Origin of the sequence: Xylanibacter caecicola (assembly GCF_013166515.1) — a bacterium.
In the GTDB taxonomy this organism is placed as follows: Bacteria; Bacteroidota; Bacteroidia; order Bacteroidales; family Bacteroidaceae; genus Prevotella; species Prevotella caecicola.
The window spans coordinates 15,162-35,166 of sequence record NZ_JABKKJ010000020.1; the positions used below are offsets into that span (position 1 = coordinate 15,162).

The 20,005-nt window shown below is 44.2% G+C and carries 9 protein-coding genes; 4 read left to right on the forward strand and 5 right to left on the reverse strand.

Annotated features, from left to right (window positions below):
* From HPS54_RS10200 to HPS54_RS10210, 3 genes are all read left to right on the forward strand, one after another.
* Entirely contained in the window at positions 1–2,286 is a 2,286-nt protein-coding gene (locus HPS54_RS10200; RefSeq protein ID WP_172345352.1) for an alpha-N-acetylglucosaminidase, read from the forward strand.
* A 425-nt stretch (positions 2,287–2,711) separates the two neighbouring features.
* Positions 2,712–4,214 (forward strand): glutamine synthetase family protein, encoded by a 1,503-nt coding sequence (locus tag HPS54_RS10205; protein ID WP_172345353.1) that lies wholly within the window; start codon positions 2,712–2,714, stop codon positions 4,212–4,214.
* A 178-nt stretch (positions 4,215–4,392) separates the two neighbouring features.
* Positions 4,393–6,132 carry a polysaccharide lyase gene (locus HPS54_RS10210; RefSeq protein WP_172345354.1) on the forward strand — a complete coding sequence of 580 codons (1,740 nt, stop codon included), beginning with the start codon at positions 4,393–4,395 and terminating at the stop codon, positions 6,130–6,132.
* Positions 6,133–6,421: 289 nt separating this feature from the next.
* On the opposite strand, the gene HPS54_RS10215 is transcribed toward HPS54_RS10210, so the two are convergent.
* The 5 genes from HPS54_RS10215 to HPS54_RS10235 all read right to left on the reverse strand — a co-directional run bounded on the left by HPS54_RS10215 (position 6,422) and on the right by HPS54_RS10235 (position 17,661).
* Entirely contained in the window at positions 6,422–6,934 is a 513-nt protein-coding gene (locus HPS54_RS10215; RefSeq protein ID WP_172345355.1) for an RNA polymerase sigma factor, read from the reverse strand.
* 134 nt (positions 6,935–7,068) lie between these two features.
* Entirely contained in the window at positions 7,069–10,119 is a 3,051-nt protein-coding gene (locus tag HPS54_RS10220) for a DUF6298 domain-containing protein (RefSeq protein WP_172345356.1), read from the reverse strand.
* Between the two features lie 272 nt (positions 10,120–10,391).
* The gene (locus HPS54_RS10225; RefSeq protein WP_172345357.1) at positions 10,392–12,593 is read right to left on the reverse strand and encodes a RagB/SusD family nutrient uptake outer membrane protein; all 2,202 of its coding nucleotides are present in this window, start codon (positions 12,591–12,593) and stop codon (positions 10,392–10,394) included.
* 34 nt (positions 12,594–12,627) lie between these two features.
* Complete coding sequence (locus tag HPS54_RS10230) at positions 12,628–15,966, reverse strand: SusC/RagA family TonB-linked outer membrane protein (RefSeq protein WP_172345358.1); 3,339 nt, start codon at positions 15,964–15,966, stop codon at positions 12,628–12,630.
* Positions 15,967–16,140: 174 nt separating this feature from the next.
* Positions 16,141–17,661: a DUF4992 family lipoprotein gene (locus tag HPS54_RS10235; protein WP_172345359.1), complete on the reverse strand. Its 1,521-nt coding sequence runs from the start codon at positions 17,659–17,661 to the stop codon at positions 16,141–16,143.
* Between the two features lie 829 nt (positions 17,662–18,490).
* Between HPS54_RS10235 and HPS54_RS10240 the strand changes: the two genes are divergently transcribed.
* Positions 18,491–19,993: a DUF4992 family lipoprotein gene (locus HPS54_RS10240; RefSeq protein WP_172345360.1), complete on the forward strand. Its 1,503-nt coding sequence runs from the start codon at positions 18,491–18,493 to the stop codon at positions 19,991–19,993.
* Positions 19,994–20,005: the final 12 nt, after the last annotated feature.

Genomic DNA, 20,005 nt, shown 5'->3' on the forward strand with positions numbered 1-20,005 from the left:
ATGAATATAAGAACATTATTATTATTGGCAGCCGTTTTCTGGCTGTTTACGGCTGAGGCAAAGCCGGACAAGAGTATAAAGGCAGTTTTGGACCTTATAGAAAGAGTGACACCGGGATACAGCCGGCAGTTCAAACTTGAGATAATAGAGGGTGAAACAAACTCGGATGTGTTTGAAGTGGATGGCAACGGCAAAAAGATTGTATTGCGCGGAAGCACCCCCGTGGCTCTGGCGACAGCATACAACTGGTATCTTAAGTATACATGCAACGCCCATGTGTCATGGTTCGGCAACCAGTTGAATCTTCCCGAGCAGTTGCCGCAGCCGAAAAACAGGGAGCGTCGCAAAATCAACGGTAAATACCGTGTATACATGAACTACTGCACCGTGAGCTATACCGCTGCCTATTGGGACTGGGAGCGTTGGCAACGTGAGATTGACTACATGGCGATGAACTCGGTGAATATGCCTCTTTTTACTGTTGGGCTTGATGCTATATGGTACAATACACTGCTGAAATACGGTTTCAGCGACACCGAGGCACGCAGTTTTCTTGCAGGTCCTGGACATGCGGCATGGCAGTGGATGCAGAACATCCAGAGCTATGGAGGTCCTCTTCCAAAGTCGGTTATAGAAGGTCACTTGGCATTGGGACGCAGGATACTCGGCCGCGAACTTGAGTTGGGCATGCATCCCATACAGCAAGGTTTCTCGGGATATGTGCCGCGTGAGATGAAAAAGAAGTTTCCAAAAGCCAATATCAAGCAGAAGGGAGGCTGGTGCGGTTTCAAGGGAGCAGCTCAGCTCGATCCTCTCGACCCTCTCTTTGAGGATTTCGGTATGGCTTTTCTGCAAGAAGAGAAGCGTCTTTTCGGCACTCATGGATTCTATGCCGCCGACCCGTTTCATGAGGGACGTCCGCCGGTAGATACTCCGGAGTATCTTGGAAACGTAGGTATGAAAATACACGAGCTGTTTCAAAAGTTCGACCCTCAGGGCACATGGGTGATGCAGTCGTGGAGTATCAGAGAGCCGATAGTGAAGGCTGTGCCCAAGGATAAACTGCTTATACTCGACCTTAAGACTCACGGTTCATCGCGAGAGTCGTTTTGGGGATACCCGTTTGTGGTGGGAACGCTTCATAACTTCGGTGGGCGTATCAATATGCACGGTGACCTGAGACTGTTGTCTTCAAACCTGTTCAAACGTGCAGAGCGCATTAATCCGGCGGTATGCGGAAGCGGAATGTTTCCCGAAGCTATAGAGCAGAACCCTGTTTATTACGAACTGGCGTTCGAGGCTCCGTGTCATCAGGACAGCATAAAACTCGACCAATGGCTTGGCGACTATGCCACCCGACGTTACGGAGTTGTATCTCCTTCTGCCCGGAAAGCGTGGTTGATGCTTCTTGACGGACCTTACCGCAAAGGAACTAACGGCACCGAGCGCAGCTCTATTGTTGCGGCACGTCCCGCTTTGTATCCCAAAAAGTCGGGTCCCAACCATGGTTTTAAGATATCTTACAATCCAAAGTTGCTTATCCGTGCTCAGGAACTGATGCTGAAAGACATGGACAAGATGTCGCATTCAAAGCCTTACCGTTTTGACATAGTAGACTTGCAGCGACAGATAATGACCAACCTCGGACAGGTGATACACCGCAGGGCTGCCGACTGTTTCAAGAGTGGAGACCGTGAGGGCTTTGAAATACATTCGGGACGTTTCATCGAGATGCTTGAAGATTTGGACATGATGTTGCGTACGCGCCCGGAATACAGTTTTGACCGCTGGATTGCCGATGCCAGAAAATGGGGTAAGACTGAGGAGGAGAAAGACCTGATGGAACGCGATGCCACCTCGTTGGTGACGATATGGGGTGCAGACGGCGACCCGAGAATATTCGATTATTCATGGCGAGAGTGGTCCGGACTGATAAAGAATTTCTACTGTGTGCGCTGGCAGAAGTTTTATGACATGCTCCGGAAGCATCTTGACGAGGGTACCACTTACGATGAGGACAACCTCAAGCTGACTTACGGCAGAGAGGCGTTTCGTGCCAATGACTTCTACAGCAGTCTGGGTGACTGGGAACTGGACTTTGTTAAGCGCAGCAACAAGGGACGCACGCCCGTGACCGAGGGCGACGAATGTGAGATAGTGAAAACTCTCTTTCCGAAATATCTTGAATTGTCGAAAGAATATTATGACAAGAACGCCGTAAAACAGAGTGCTCCGAAGTTGAAAGATACGAACACTTATGAAAATCTTGGCGAGGAGTCGAAATAACATGTATGATGTATGACATGTCACGGCATAGCTGTTTTGGCACATGAAAATGACAGTCAGTGAAGCAATGACAAGGCTTGTTGCATGTCATAAATAAACAATCTGTAACTTGTTGATAATCAGTATGGTTGTAAAAGACCGTCTTTTAGCTTCTAAAAGGCGGTCTTTTGCATGCTGAAAGGGCACCTTTTAGAGTGCAAAAGACGGCATATTGGAAAACGGGGGCTTTCATGTCTGTTTTCGGCATAGTGTTTTTGTTCTGTTAGACGGAACTTTTCTGTACGGTTGTCGGGGCGTGTATGACCGTTATGTTGGTGCCGCCGTATGACAGACAAAAGACACTTTTTATTGAAATCCTTTCTTAAGTAAAAACAAAAGCATTATATTTGTAGGTAGTAATGTAAACCTTAAATCATATCAATGCCATGAATAGAGAAACACATCTTAATCCTAACGGTCTGGTAGCGTTTGTCGGTAAGCCTTGTAGCGAGTTTACAAAAGAAGACATAATACGATATGTCAGCGAGAACGGAATACGCATGGTGAATTTTATGTATCCTGCCGGAGACGGGCGTCTGAAGACATTGAATTTTGTTATAAACGACCTTGAGCATCTTAATTCAATACTTACCTGTGGTGAGAGAGTTGACGGCTCAAGTCTTTTCCGTTTTATAGAAGCTGACAGCAGCGACCTGTATGTGATACCTAAGTTCCGCACGGCATTCCTCGATCCGTTTGCCGAAATACCCACATTGTCAATGTTGTGCTCTTTCTTCAATAAGGACGGAGATTTTTTGGAGAGTTCTCCTGAATATACATTGAAGAAGGCTTGCCGTGTGTTTCGTGAGGTTACGGGAATGGAATTTCAGGCAATGGGCGAGCTTGAGTATTATGTCATAGCACCGGACGACGGCATGTTCCCTGCCACAGACCAGAAAGGGTATCATGAATCTGCACCATATGCCAAGTTCAATGACTTCAGAACAAAGTGCATGGCTTATATTGCACAGGCGGGAGGGCGTATCAAGTACGGGCATTCGGAGGTCGGAAACTTTACGCTCGGAGGTATGGTTTATGAACAGAACGAGATAGAATTCCTGCCTGTATATGCCGAGGAAGCTGCCGACCAGCTGATGGTGGCGAAGTGGATAATACGCAATCTTGCGTACAGGAGCGGATATGACGTGACATTTGCGCCTAAAATAACGGCAGGGAAAGCCGGTTCCGGACTGCATATACACATGAGGCTGATGAAAGACGGGCGCAGTATGATGCTTGACGGCGGAGTGCTTTCATCCGTGGCGCGTAAGGCAATAGCAGGGATGATGAGGCTTGCACCGTCGATAACGGCATTCGGCAACACCAATCCGATGTCTTATTTCCGTCTTGTTCCTCATCAGGAGGCTCCTACAAATATCTGCTGGGGCGACCGCAACCGCTCTGTTCTTGTGCGTGTTCCGTTAGGCTGGGTGACGGGAGTTGATATGTGTGCTGCTGCAAATCCCATGGAACATGAAGAGAGATATGACACCACCCAAAAGCAGACGGTGGAGATGCGTTCGTCAGACGGTTCGGCTGATTTATATTTGCTTCTTGCCGGTCTTGCTGTGGCATGCCGTCACGGTATTGAGAGCGAGGATGCGTTGGAACTGGCTGAGAAGACTTATGTGGATGTGAATATCCATAGCGATGAGAATAAGGACAGGCTTCTCATGCTCGAACAGTTGCCCGACAGTTGCGAGGCTTCTGCCGGATGTCTTGAAAGACAGAGACATGTATATGAGCAATACGGGGTGTTCAGTCCTTCAATGATAGACGGTATGATAAACAGTCTGTGTGGATATGCCGACGCAAACCTGAGGCGTGACATAGACGGCAATGAGCCTGCTATGCTGAAACTGGTGAAAAAATACTTTCATTGTGGGTGATTTAAGCAGGCAATGACGGTATCATCTTATCATCGCTATATGTTGTCCGGTGTCTTGATCGGACTAATATATACGGTGATAAAGGTGGAATGGCTTAAATAAGACATGTTTCTTAGGTACAAAAGTGCTTTTGAATAGTCTTTAAGTTGATTAATGTAATTTTTATACTAAATATATTATGAACACAAAATCATTATTGTTTGCGGCTTTGGCGCTTGCTACAGGAACCAATGCCGCTTTGGCGCAGTATCCTCAGATTACCGATGAGGCTAAAGCCAAGTATGCTGCTCAGAACAAGGAATGGACACAACATTCGGACTCGGCATGGGCAGTAGCATTCCCTATTGTTAAGAAAGAGGCAATGGAAGGACGTCCGTATGTTCCATGGGCTTCGCGTCCTTATGACCTGAAACAGGCAAAGATACCGGCATTCCCCGGTGCTGAGGGTGGCGGTATGTATACTTTCGGTGGTCGTGGCGGTAAGGTGCTTACTGTTACAAACCTCAATGACGACGGTCCCGGCTCGTTCCGCTGGGCGTGCGAGCAGGGTGGTGCGCGTATAATCGTGTTCAACGTAAGCGGTGTCATAATGCTTAAGACGCCTGTAATACTCCGTGCTCCGTATGTAACGATTGCCGGTCAGACGGCTCCCGGCGACGGTGTGTGCATCTCGGGCGAGTCGTTCCAGGTAGATACTCACGATGTCATTGTACGTCACATGCGTTTCCGTCGTGGTAATACCAACGTGTGGAATCGTGAGGATTCTTTCGGAGGTAACCCTGTTGGTAACATCATGATAGACCATTGCTCGTGCGAATGGGGACTTGATGAGAACATTTCATTTTATCGTCACATGTTCGACATGCACGACGGAAAGCCGAAACGCAAGGTGCCGACAGTAAACGTTACTATTCAGAACACGATTTCCGCAAAGGCTCTTGATACTTACAACCATGCTTTCGGCAGTACAATCGGCGGTGAGAACACTACTTTCATGCGCAACCTTTGGGCTGACAACACCGGACGTAATCCGTCGATAGGTTGGGGCGGCGTGTTCAACTTTGTGAACAACGTAATCTACAACTGGGTACACCGTACTGCAGATGGAGGAGAATACTCTACTATGAGCAACTTTATCAACAACTATTACAAACCTGGACCTCTTACTCCGAAAAACAGTAACGTGGGCTGGAGAATAGTAAAGTCTGAAAGCCGCAGCGAGAAACTTTTCCCGTACAAGCAGTTCGGACGTGTATATGCTACCGGTAATATCGTTGAAGGATATGATGCGATTACCAAAGACAACTGGGCAGGTGGTATCCAGACGGCAGACAAGGACGGTGAACTTGGTGCGGACGAATTGGCACTGATGCGTTCTAACGAGCCGTTTGAAATGGCTCCGCTTACAATTATTCCTTCTGATAAGACATTTGACTATGTGCTTGATAACGTAGGTGCCATGCTTCCTACACGTGATATAGTTGACCAGCGTATTGTTGATGAGGTACGTACAGGAAAGGCTTATTATGTGAAAAAACTTCCAAAGAAAAATCCGTATGGGGATCTTTGGGGACTCAGCCCGAAGTCACAGGCTGAGGATGGCACATTCAAATATCGCCGTTTGGGCAAGGACTCTTATAAAGATGGTATAATAACCGATCCGGCACAGATGGGCGGTTGGCCTGAATATAAGGGTAAGCCATATAAGGACACGGATGGTGACGGTATGCCGGATGAATGGGAGATCGCCAACGGTCTTAATCCTAACGATCCGTCTGATGCCAATAAGGATTGTACAGGTGACGGATATACTAACATCGAGAAGTATATCAACGGTATCAGTACAAAGGAAAAGATTGATTGGACTGACTTGAAAAATAACCATGATACATTAAAAGGAAAGACAAGTCTTATGTAATATAGACTTGTCTACTGTAAAGTAATAGCCCCGGGCGCTAATTTATAAGCGTTCGGGGCTATTAGTTATCCTAAAAACAAACTAAAAAAATATCTTTATGATATGTTTTGCTGCTTTATTGCAAATAATATGCGCATCTTAAGTTCTTCTTTTTCTATATCTGAAAGGACTGCAATTTTTGCAATATCTTTTTTCAGCAGTTTTCTTGTCAGTTTCTTTATATGGTTTCGACGTGCCATCTTTTGGTATCGTTTTATCTTAAAGACGGCATTGTTTATTTTTTGTACTCTTATATAGCCCCGTTGTTTGCTGCCATTGTACGCAAACGTATTATACTTCTGTGCATAAGGTTTCTTACAGACTGATAGTTTATTCCCATAATCTGACAGATATCATCATATTTGCGCTGCTCCAGATAGTATAGGTTTATTATCTGGCGCTGTCTTGGCGACAGGCTTTTTATAAATCCAACGAGTTTGGTATTTCTGTTTTGTTCTTCTTCTTTCTTTTCGAAAGATAAAGTTTCAGAACTGTCACAAATGGATTTCATGAGATTTTCGTTTACATCTTCGTCACAGAGGTGGGTGTTACGACGAAATTCATCGTTGATTCTGTTTTTCAACGATACATAAAGATAAGATTCTATATTCCCGATTGAATCCAATTCATCTTTTTTTGTATACAACTTAACAAATACATCCTGTATGCAGTCCTTTATCATTTCACGATCGGACGTAAATTTTGTGCCGAATGCAAACAGGTTGTCAATTTGTTTGTCGTAAAGTTCGGTAAAGTTAATCATAGGTTTTTTAAGTTCTTCGGCTGCAAAGATATGAATGAAAGGACTAAGAAAATGGGAAAAATCAGTCTTAAAATAAAAAAAACAGGTATTGAATGTGATTTTCAATACCTGTTATCAATATTTTCCAAAGGTTATCAGAAACGTTCTAACCAGTATATACTGTTATCTTTGCTGTTTTTTATCTCGCAAATTCCGCTTGTCCTGTAACTTTTGTTGAGTGTTTTTATGTCTCCGGTTTTGCCGTTTATACTGTTGATTCTATACTTTCCCGGCTCAACGTTCAGTTTTATATCCTTGTCGTTTAAGGCATATATGATGTAGCCTACATCGGATTTTCCTGATACAATATAATTTGCAGTTGCGTTGTTTTCTGTTTGTGGTTGCATTCTTGCTGCGTCTTTGAGGAATTTATTGTTATGTACCGGTATGTTGGGGCACGAACCGCCACCCATAAGTATAGCCCAGCCATATTGAGGATATTGCTGCGAGAAGAATGTAACGGCCTTTTCCGGATATTTTGTGCGATATTCGCTTACAGCCTTGTAAGCTTCTGCAAAACCGGTTTTTCCTACTTTCATCTTTCTCATGAACTGACGGGGAGCCATGTTCTTTCCGGCAGGCGGCGCCCAAAGCCCGTCTGTGTTGTAGTGCCAGTAGCGTATGTCGATTATGTCAACCACTTCCGAAAGCGCCGGATCTGCAAGTACTGCATCCTGAGCATCTTTTGTACAACTGAGCGCAACAAGTGTGTTGTTGCCTGTTTCCTTCTCCCATTCTTTTATGGTCTGAAGCCAGAAACGCACAAAATGTAACGGTCCTGTATATTCGTCACTTATAAGCTGTATCACGTTGCCGTTGTCTTTTGTGTTTTCAAGACATTGTCTTATATACTGCCTGTGCAGTTCTTTCAGTTTGGCATTGTTCAGATCATAGAATTGTTCTGCCATGAAAACACGCTTGTCCCCTGTAAACGGAACCGGTTCAGGAAAATCTGTTCCGTTAATATTGTTTACCGGGCGCCACGGACTGTCCACCCAGTGTGCGCCTGCTTCAAGTATGTTATGCTGAAAATAGTGCTGATTGAAAAGTAACTGTCCGTAGGGAGCGCCTTTTTTCGCATATTCGTTGAGGCGCATCCAATACCATTTGTTGGGCTTTTTCAAGTCATAAAGACTCAGTCCGTCCCATGCCGTACCTTTTCCAGTGCGTGTGAAAGGCAACTCGTAGAACGGTGCCCACACGTCGCCGTCGGCGCGACGCACACGTTCATGATCAGTGCGGCGCAGGTCATACCAAAGTCCGTAATGGTGGTCCAATATACAGTAATTGTGCTTGTCAAGATAGTTTACTACAGAGTCAATGCGGTCCGTCCATCCGGTTCCTTCTCTTCCCGGTACAAAGCGGGTTATAGCCGGCTTCGCTCCATTCTCTGCAAAGTTGTCTTTTACACGTCCTGACCACCATGGTATGGCGTATCTGTTACCGATAATTAGGTTGCCTCCGGCTGTTATATGCCCGTCCGTTATGCCGTATACCACGACATCATGAGTGTCATTTCCACTTTTGCAGTATTTTATATTGTCTATGTCTTTCAATCCGTTCGATGCAACATCGGCGGAGTAGGGGATAGAGTCCATCCACATTTCAAGCGTCAGTCTCGGTGTTGTCAGCGATTCCTGTGCCATAAGTTGTGCGGCTGCTATTTCCGGACTACTTGATGCATCGGTACTTCTTGGCAGTATATATCCGTTGATGTTTTGTCCGCTCATTCTTTTTTCAAGCTGTGCATAGAACAAACTGCGCGGTTTTACGTGGTTGTTGCTGCTTGTCCATTCTCCGTTACCTGTAAGCGTACCCCAGCATCCGTTTGCACTGTTTCTGTTGTCTTTGTCCGGAGAATAGCACCACAGAGTTGATCCCGTACACTGCCACATCATGCTGTTGCCTGTGTTCCAACCCGTTCCGAATTGGAATTGTTCAAGGTTTTCAAAACGTATGTCATTGCCGTCTATATTCACAATGTCGAACAACAGTCCTGCAGCCCATGAACCGATACTTCCGCTGAATCCTAACGATTCTTCTCCTTCGCACTGCACAAAGGCATTAGGACCGGCAGCGCAGAAACCTGCTGCAAAGTCGTGCAGTCCGTAGCGGGATACGCAACGCAGTACAAGTGTCTGTTGTCCTCGTGTCAGGAACACGCAACGTCTCCAACCTCCTGTTTCCGACACAGGTTCGCTTGCAATGCAGTCTTCAACGGTCACGCGTCTTGTGTTCTTTTGAAGGTTCACCGCACTTCCGGCAAAATGTCTGAAGTTAATCCTTCTTATCCAGCAGTCGCTCGCATTGTCCATCCATACGGCATCCCAACAATGATCTTCGTCTTTGGGGTTCCACGTGTTGTGTTCGGACATCAGTGTAAGATTTTCTATTCCGCATTCCGTTATTTCTCCCCTGTTATATCCGGTAACTACAAATCCTCCGCCGTATTTAGGATCGAGTGTGCTTGTTATCGGTGAGTCTATTGTTATGCTGCTGCCGTTTATAGCCTTTACTTCGCGCATCCATGTTATGTCAATGTCCGTGGCTTTCCAACCGGTATAGTCAAGTCCGCCTCCGAAATCGTTCATGCCTAATGATTCAATCCACTCTTTCGTGCATGGGCGCACAATCATTATTCTTTTATCCGCAGCTACAAGATTGCCGTCAAGCATCAGTTCCGTGCTTCCTGCTTTCGTATATCTGCTTATTCTTACGGTATCCCCCTTTACAAAGTCTTTACACCCTTCGATATATAGCAGCGCGCCACGATCAACGCCCCGCTTTACAATTACGGTCCTGTTTTTGTCTTTTCCCCTTATGACAATACCTGATGCACTTATTCTAAGAGGGCTGTCGATATAATAGGTGCCTTCGTCCAATAATATGGCACCTCGGAAACCGTCTTTCCCTATTTTCAGTGATGCCACATAGTCTATGGCTTTCTGTATCCTCTCGTGACTGTCCCCTTTTGTATTACCTACAAAAACCACATTCCTTACATTCGGTATCCCTTTTTCAGAAGCGTGGTATCCGCATGTAGAATAGTCCATAGGGATGTAAACCTCCTTTGGCTTCTTTCCGGCATAAGTATGCAGGAAAGACAAAAGAAGTATTGTTGCAATAATTAAAAACTTGTTTTTCATCTTTTATATGTATTTTTTGTTTAAGACGTAGGAGATATAAGAATGTAATATCCTTTTATGCTTCTGCAAAGGTAATACAAGCCTAATGTAGTCAGACTTGCTAATAGATGAGGCTCAGCTTATCTTCGTGCAAAGATAATATATTTGTTTTATAAGTGCATACCCATTTATAGATAAAGATAATATTAATACTTTTAAAGTAAAAAGGAGACATCCTTTTCGGACGTCTCCCTTTGTCAAGAATGTATTAAACCCTTAATGAAACCTTTTGTTTATTCAGCCTCAGAATTTTCAGCCAACGGGTCGAATGTGCCGTTGGCACCACCGTTGTTGTAATCTTCCCAACCAATTGTCTGCTGTATGCCTTTTGTTGCATTCATGGCACCGGAACAAAGACCAAGGAAATAATAACGTGCACGGAAGTTCATATAAAGATCTGTGTGATTTGCATCACGACCATCACCTTTTTTCATCTTACGTACAAGATTATTCTTATACCATGTTTTAAGGTCTGTTAGTTGGCTTGTAAGTTCCAGACGGAAATCAACACCTTTGTATCTCTCTACTCCAGCTTTTATAAGAGGGTCCTTGCCATACTCGGGATCGGCTGTTCCAAACTTGTCTGCCGTGCGGAACTCCATATTTTCACGGCGCTGCCCGTTCAACGGTTTGAAACCGAGCCATGTACATGTATTGCCTCCCCAACCGGTAAGAGTCCATGTATTAGGCGCCCCGGCAACTCTTTCCGTACCACCGTCGAACAACATCCAACGGCGAAGGTCATCAAAGCGCTTGCCCTCATAGGCAAATTCTATCTGGCGTTCATATAGAATAGCAGACATGCATGCAGCCTGGTCTGATGCAAGGTTGCTTTGCAATCCATAGTTGTTTTCTGCTGTATATCCGGCACGTTCACGTATTTTCTGCAAATAACCGACAGCCACGTCCATGTGTTCTGCACCACAAGCCACTTCGGCAAGGTTCAGAAGTACCTCGGCATAGCGTAGTTCAATGAGCGGAGCCGCAGAATAGAACGGAGCAGCCCCTTTTGTATCATTTGCCACATAGTTGTATAGCGGTGAACCGTTAATATCTGCATCATCCGATTTTTTACGTACATATACACCAACCTTGCTGTTGCCAAGGTTGTCGGCTGCATACGAACTTCCGCTTTCAGCATTGCCCATATCATTGGCATTCTTATACCATACATAGTTCCACAGAACATAATTCTTGCCGTCGGCGGGATTGTTCTTGTCTTTCTCACTCGCATTTCCATTATAAGTCCAACGAAAACCGGGAAGTGCAAATGTACGATAAAAGCGCGGGTCGCGATTCATGAACGGATAAGCATTCTCATACGTAATCGATGATGTTTCAAGTTTTGTATATGTGCCGACCGTTGCCGGTATTTTCCCGTCAGCCATAGGGAACATGTCCACGAGCATTGCCGAAGCATTTTTGCCTCCTCCGCCTGTATTGGCAGGTCTGATGTCTCGTTCCCAACGGTTGTTCTTTTGATTGTCAAGACCGTCGCCCTGCACATTATTATATAATGTAACAAATACGGCTTCCGGATTTTGCTTGCTTTGCAGGAACATATTAGCAAAGGCAGAACCGTTTATATTGCCGCTTTCGTTGTACAGACCATATCCGCATGCGTTTATGTCTGCAAGGTCTTTTTGCATTGCCTCATACGCGTTTGTCCAGCGTTGCATGTCATTGGCACGGTTGAACAGCGGACTTGCCCACAACAGCAGCACACGACCTTTAAGTGCAAGTGCCGTGCCGGTTGTGACACGACCGTAGTCTGAACCTTTCCAACCTCCGTTCTTTGTCTTTGCTGCCAGCATGGTTGCCGATTTCTGCAAGTCGTCAAGAATAAACGTTACACATGCTTTTGCAGATGAACGTGGCTTTAATGATGTTTCAGATGCTTCCAATACTTCTGTCACTATAGGAACTCCACCATACCATTTAAGGAGATTGTAGTAACACCATGCACGCAGGAAATAAGCCTGACCGAGATACACATCTTTGTCCTCCTGACTTATAGGTCCAGCTTCAACATAACCGATAAAATCGTTGATGTTACGTATACGACCGTAAACGGCTTCCTGTATATTGCCGGAATTATTCATGAAATAATCGGGCACACTGTTGGTGGTGCTCATTGAAGACAGTTCTATTTGCGGATTTACAAAATCGCTGAACCCACTGTATTCCTCTGTTGATTTTCCGCATATATCGGCACTTCCGTCTGAAGAATATTTGGATGACTGACCGTTTATTGCGGGCAGGCACCAGCTGTAAAGATCATTGAGACGACCGTTACATCCGCTTGTAAATTCGTATATTTCTGTGCCTACATTGTCATTATTCTTCTTATCCTCAAGGAAAGAGTCGCTGCACGAAGTCAAAGACATGACTGACGCTAAGGCTATACAAAATATCTTTATATTATTTTTCTTCATTTTTAATAGGTCTTTTAATATTCTATATTCTTTTTTAGAACGAAAGATTTACACCTACGGTGAATTTTCTTAAGTTCGGATAACTGCCGTACGAACCTGCCATCGGGTTCATGAAATTGTCCGGATAAGGATTGTAGAAGTTAATCAGATTCTGTCCTGTTACATTTACTCTTGCACTCGAAAGACCAATGGTCTTCACTATATTTGTTGGTATTGTATATGCAATCGTCAAACGGTTAAGTGTAATTCTGGTGCTGCTTACTCTCCAGAATGAAGATGCAACTGAGTTCACACTTGTATAAGCAAGGTTGGGCAGACTTCCGTTGCGATTCTCTTTCATTATCATGTTGTCCGAACCGTCTAGAATATCCTGATATACAAACATGTTGTCAGGATTCCAGAAAGAAGGCATATTGCAGTATTCAAGGCTTCCCGTAGGCTTCAGAGCTGCACCGGGAAGCATTGTATAACCGCCCCAGTTGGCATTGAATTGTGCCGTCAGCGAGAAACCTTTGTAGTCTGCACCCAGGTTTATTGTAAATCCATAAGGATTGTTCTTACGGTTAGACAAACAAACCTGATCGTTGTTCTCGTCTACAATACCGTCCGGACCGGCGTATTTACCGGTCTCATTGTTATACGCGCCTCTGACGTCTTTGTACATGAGCATACCGGGGCGAACCTGATCTTTTGAAAGTCCCATGTATGTGCCGTATGTACCGTCTGATTTTACCATATAGCGGTCAAAATATTCATCGATATCCTGGAAGCTACGGAACATACCTATGCATTGCATACCCCAAACACCGATGTCGGTGCGTCCCTTATATGCTATCTGACGATATATGTAGTCTGTTTCCCAATCCATAAAGAGCACACGGTTGTCGCTGTATCCTGTATTCAGACCGATACGATATTTGAAATCTTTACCAATCTTGTCGCGCCATGTAAGGCTAAGCTCATAACCCCAGTTATCCATCTCTCCAAGATTCTTTGCCGCCGATTGTGTTCCTACAATAGACGGTACTGACTGATTGATGTTCATAAGCATTTCGCGGTTCCACTCCCTATAGGCGTCGAAACCTATGGAGAGACGGCTGTCCAGCACGTTCATGTCTATACCGAAGTTTGCCTTATATGACTTGTCCCAATGTACATCGCGGTTGACGTCTGCATTGTTCTTGTTTATGGTGATACGGTTGCTTGAGTCGTTTCCGGTTCCTTCGCCGAATACCACACCACGGTTGGCATCGAGGGCATACACACGCATCCATTGCCACGGTGCGGTGTTGTCACGACCTGTAAGACCGAATGATGCGCGGACTTTCAGGAAGTCGATCCATTTTACTTTGTCTTTGAACCAATTCTCTTCCGATATGACCCAACCGGCACTTAATGCCGGGAATGTTCCCCAATAGTTCTCCGGTGCAAACTTCGTCGATGCGTCCGAGCGTAGCAGGAACTCCAACAGATACTTGTTTTCATACGCATAGTTGATGCGTCCTATATAAGATAATGTTCCCGACTCGGCGCGTGTAAATGTTGTTGTCATTTCACCCGTTGCCGAGTTTGAGTTACCTGTCGTGAATTCGTATGGAGCCTCGCGCTGTCCTACCAGATACTCGCTTTCCGCCTCCGATTTCTCAATGGAGAAGAGTGCGCTTACATGATGTTTGCCAAAGTCGCGTGCATAAGAGGCCGTGAAGTTTATCTGATAATTGTCCGTACGCGTCATGCTGCGATATAGATAGTTACCGTTATTAAGTGTCATCGGTGAGAAATTGTCCTTGTATATATAGTCGTCCGCCATTTCATCTCCCACCGGAGTATAAAGATGATTTCCGCTTCCGAAACGTCTGTTCATTTTATAAAGGGTAAATGCCGAGCCATACTCATTACCTTTGTCTGTGTTTATACTCTTAGAGTAAGAAAAACGCAGGTTAAGTCCTTTCAGCACTTTACTCCAACCGAAATCATATTCAATGTTTCCGCCGATGTTCATGTTTGAATTCATGTTGCGCTTATAGTCGCCGTTGTTTTGCAGAACATTGAAGTTGTAATTCTGATTCTGGTTCTTCTCAGAATTGCTTGGACCGTAAGCGGCAATGTCATAGCCACCCACACTTTCCGGCATGTATTGCGGACGTGTCAGCAACAAGTTGTAATCTTTTTCGTTACCGGAACCTCCAACCTTTACAAGCGGAGTGTTCTTCTTGCCATAGTCTCCGCTGACGGTAAGGCTTGCTTTAAGCCACTTGCTTATTTTAACATCCACACCGGCACGATAGTTCCAACGATCGTAGTCAAGTCTTCCAAGGTTACCATCCTGTTCAAAATAGGATATGCCGGCAAAATACCCTGCATTCTCTGTGGCACCACTCACATTGACACTGTGTTTCATTGTTGTACCTGTTTCCCAATATTTATCCAGAAGGTCGTAGTTAAGACTCTTCATGGCTTCAAGTTCATCTGCCTGGAACAGTTCGAGCGATTTGTTCAGGGATGTATTTGTAGGGTCGGCAGCTATAACTGCGTTGTAAAGACGTCCATAGTTGTATGCGCTAAGCATTTTTGGACGTGCCACTTCGTCTGTAAAACCGAATGTGCCACTGTACGATACTCGTGGAGCACCAAGCTTACCTTTCTTTGTTGTAACAAGGATTACACCGTTTGCGGCACGTGCACCATAAACAGCAGCAGAAGCGTCTTTCAATACAGAGATGCTTTCTACCTCGCTTGGGTCAAGATTGTTGAATGCCTCAGCACCAAGGTTCTGTGAAACGTTACCCACTTTAACATCGTTGGGATAGATATATCCGTCGATTACGAAAAGAGGCTGCTGTGCCGTAGAACCGACTTCTCCTAATGAGTTTGTGTCGCGGATGGTCATTTTCGCATTTTCTCCTGGGCGTCCGTCGCCACCGCTTACGCTTAGACCGTTTACAAGTCCGCTGAGTGTACTTGCCAGTCCGGCTGAAGCAAGATCCTGTATTTCATCCACCGGTACTGTCGATACCGAGCCCGTGAGGTGGGCTTTCTTCTGTACTCCGTATCCTACAACGACAACCTCTTCAAGGTTTTGCGAGTCTTCTTTCAGTTGCACCCTTCCGCCCGGAGCCACAGTTTGTGAAAGATAGCCTATATAAGAGATTGTCACCTTGCTGCCTTTGGGAACAGAGATAGTATAGTTTCCGTCAAGGTCGGTTATTACACCCGAGCCGGGCTGTCCGGCAACAATAACTGAAGCACCGATGACAGGCTCTCCCTTATCGTCCACGACAGTTCCCTTTACTGTCTGGCTTTGTGCGAGAGCCGGGGTGGCGAACAATGCCGCTGCACCCATACATAAACCGATTATAAATTTTCTTTTCATATTTTGTTCTTTTAATAAGGAATAAAGAGAAAATAAAGAATGAAGAATGATATTTTCCATTATGTATAAGCAAAATATCTTATATACTTAATTCTTAGTTCTCAATGCTTGACTTTTAACTCTTAATTCCCAATTATTAACCTCTTAACTCTTAATTTTTAACTCTTAATTTCTTTACGGTAGCCAGCGTGGATCACCGGTACGCTTCTCTGCCTGTTCAGATGAAGTAAGTGTGAAGTCGCCGTTTACAGGATCCGCAAAGTCTGGTATGCTTGTGATAATACTTCCGCTCCTGTCGTACGTCGTTGCATTGCTGTCAAACGTGCCTGTCGCCATATCCTGAAGATATGTGTTGTAGGCAAACAGATAAGTCGGTTTTGTGCTATAATTCTTTATGAAGCGGCGTGCAATGTCCTTGGCGCAGTCAACGAAGATACAGTTTGTCATTTCAAATGTATTTTGCCAGTTTGCCATTCCGTCATAATTAGCCCATTGTCCGTTGCCGCCCAATCTTGCGACATTGTAGAATGTGCAGTTTTTATGCCTTACAGAACCGTTTTCATGACCGGCACGGTCGGGTCTGCCGCTATTATCATATTTTATAAAATACTTTGCGTCTGTCTCGCCTGTATTCCAGAATGTAGAGTTTTGTACTGTTAAGTCGTTTGCATAGCCTTTACCGAAATATATAACGGCATTTCCGCTTATATTGGTCAGTGAATTGCTTGTGAGTTGGATTTTACAGTTATTAATAATCAGTGTTCGCAGACAATATTTTTTATTGCCGTCAAAAATGAGGTTACCGTTAACACCTTTCACATTACAACCGCTCAGCATTATTGTGCCTAATATGTTGTAATAATCTCCTTTTCCGGTTGCCCCTTTTATGCTTTCGTCGGGTGTCGCACTTAATTCCACTAACGGTTTATATGTATCAGAACAGTCAATGTCAAGATACTTCAAACCAAAAGATGTATAAGTCTTAAAGCTTGTGCCGTCGCCGATAAGTTTAAGTTTTGAAAATTCTGTTTTCTTGCTTGAGCGTAACACTACTTTTCCCCCAAGGAAATCCATTGTTTGAGACAGCGTATATTCTCCGCCGGGTACAAGGTCATAGTTAAGCATTTGGTTTGTAATCTCTTCCGGGGCAATTCCCATGCCGTCATAAAGCTCTGCCTTTATGGCGTCAGCCTCATCTCCCTGTGGAACGGGGTTGTCCATGAACCACTGATAAAGATCCGTTCCTTCAGGTATGGTTCTGTAAGTAGGCGTGAATATAGAGAAATCTTTTACCGATGTTGTTTCCGCCTCAGTGTTGTTAAGTTTTTCGTTGCCGGCTGTTTTTATAGTGAAACGATATTTCACATCTTCCTCACGTGTAAGGGTTATTGAACATCCGTCCACAAGTTTGCCGTTCATTCCGTCTACCGGAACCGGATTTTCAGGGTCGGAGACATCCAATAATGAGCAGATGTATCCGCCCGCGCCGTGAACAACAGGCCATGAAATGATGGTTTTTGTCTCATCGGGAGAAGCTGTAATCTTAATATCATCAACCTTTGGAGTTTCCAGTTGAGAGTTCATGACACTCGATTGCCACTTCTCGTCCTCGTCGAAACCATCTTGCGCACACGATGCAAGCATAAGACCAAGAACCGCCACAGCCGGCAAAGAGAGCTTCTTGCCGGGCGACAAGGTATCCTTAATCTTGCAAATAAGTCTCCGTTTCTTCCCTTATTATTAACCCTTATTATTAGCGTGAATTCGATGAATTTAATTGTCTGATAGCTTTGTGATTAGCGAAAATTGTTTTATTTTTATAGTGTTATTTTGAATTCATCGAATTCACGTTAAATTAGATTTTCGTGTCATTTTGTCATTTCAAAACCGTCATCTGAAAGTCTCGTTCTACGTTTTAAAAGTTGTTAAGAGCGGTCGTAATTGATGAAAAGGCGTGCGTCTTGTGATAAACTAACGTGCGTTTTTTGCTAAAAGCACGTCCAAAAGGGAGTAAAGCACGTGTCTTTAGGGGCTGAAATGCCGCATTTTGCAGGGTAAAATGGCTGCTTTTGGAATGTAATTAGGCAACTTTCATGTAGTAATCAGGCAACTTTCTTATCCCGAATGATGCACATTTTCTCACTTCTACACGTAACATATTGATATCAAGTGTATTATATCTGCACACGAATTTTGGCGTTATTTAGCACCAACAAGCTTCTTTTTTCTGAACATCGCAGTATTTCGGGGTTATGGAAAATCAAAAAGAAAGGAAAATTGGTAAAGCGATGATAGTTTTGCAAGATGTAAAAAAACATAAATTAAAATAAACTAACACAAATATCTCCTTTCCTTTATTGTTCAAAATTGTTCAAAACGCCATGTGCAGTTAACAAAAAGTTTAAAACATTTTTGTCTTTTTATTATTTTTTGATTACATTTGCGTGATTAATACGTTATTTGTCATATTAATGTACATTTGTTATAGACTTTTAATTTAATACTTAACCAAAAATAATAATTTATGAGAAAAAAATCATTAATTTGCAAGATTAAAGATGTTCTCCCGCGAGGTAAGGGGTACTCTTGTCTTATGGTTGCGGTATGTGCGTTGTTTTTTGCATCGTGCACAAACGACCCTTTTGACGGAGAAGCGTTTAGCTCCGGAGTAAGGAATGAAACTCTTCTGTCGCCCAACTCTGAGGACATAACGGTTACGGCCAGTCCAGACGGAACACAGACAAAGATTACATGGCCTGTAGTGCAGGGAGCCAGTGGTTATTTGTGTTCTGTTTATGATATCACCAATCCGGAGGCTCCGGTCGTAATTGGTGAAATGAACAATAAACTGGTTGATGGATGTTCAATTGTGGTGCCACGTGCAGATGACAGCAATTATATGTTCTCAATCAAGGCTCTCGGCAATACCGCACTTAACAATAAGGATGCGGAGACTGCCACTGAGGTTGCGTTTTCCTCGTTCGTTCCGGCATTCGCCGCAATACCGTCTGGAACAGACTTATATGAATACTTCCAAAACAATCCTCTTCCTGAGGGTAATACGGAAGAGTTGCCTATTGACTTGGAGGCAGGTGGTGAGTACACCGTTTCGGGTATTCTTGATTTTGGTGGCAACAAGGTGACGCTTCGTTGTACAAATAAATTCAATAAGCCTACCGTAGTTTACGGTGATGCAGGTACTATACGTACTTCTGCTCCTCTGGCAATGAAAAACCTTAAGGTTAACTGTAGCGCTTCGGCAGATGCGGCAATAGGTCTCAGTAAGAATCCTGTTGAGGGACTGAAAGGGGCAACTGGTTCCGGAGACTACTATAACATCATGGGAACGCTGTATATATCAAATTGCGAATTTGATGGTGTCAATGCACAGTTCATATACGATAATAATATTAAGTATTGTGTAGAGACGGTTCTTATAGACAATACGGTGGTAAGACTGACTACAACCCAGGAAAGCGGAGTGTCCGGGAATGCCATTATATATTTCAAGAATGGTTTTGCCAACACGCTTAACATTAAAAATTCAACATTCTATCAGGCAGGTGCTTCCAATTCAAAGTACTTTGTGCAATATAGCAATTCAGGGCGTTCCACTCGTGCTGGTTATCAGAAGAATTATGTTATTTATTCAAACTCAACGTTCTACAATGTGGCTAAAACCGGACAATGGAGCAACTATTCCGGTTTCAGTGGACAGGCATGTTCTGTGTTTGAGATGACGAACAGTATTTTTGTTGAGTGTGCAAAGGAGATTGCCCGTCGATTCATTGGTGGAAACTTTAGCAAAAGTCCGACGTATGTTTTTGCAAACAACACATATTTACAGGATGTTGCCACGGATGCATACGACAACGAGGAGAATTATGATCAGTCAGCCACGGCGATAAAAAGCAATCCAGGATTTGCAGACCCGGCAAATGGTGACTTTACGGTGAATCCATCTTCCGAGCAGGCTGCGAAGAGAACCGGCGACCCGCGCTGGTTGCCGGCGGTAGTAGAAGAATAATCTAATATTAAA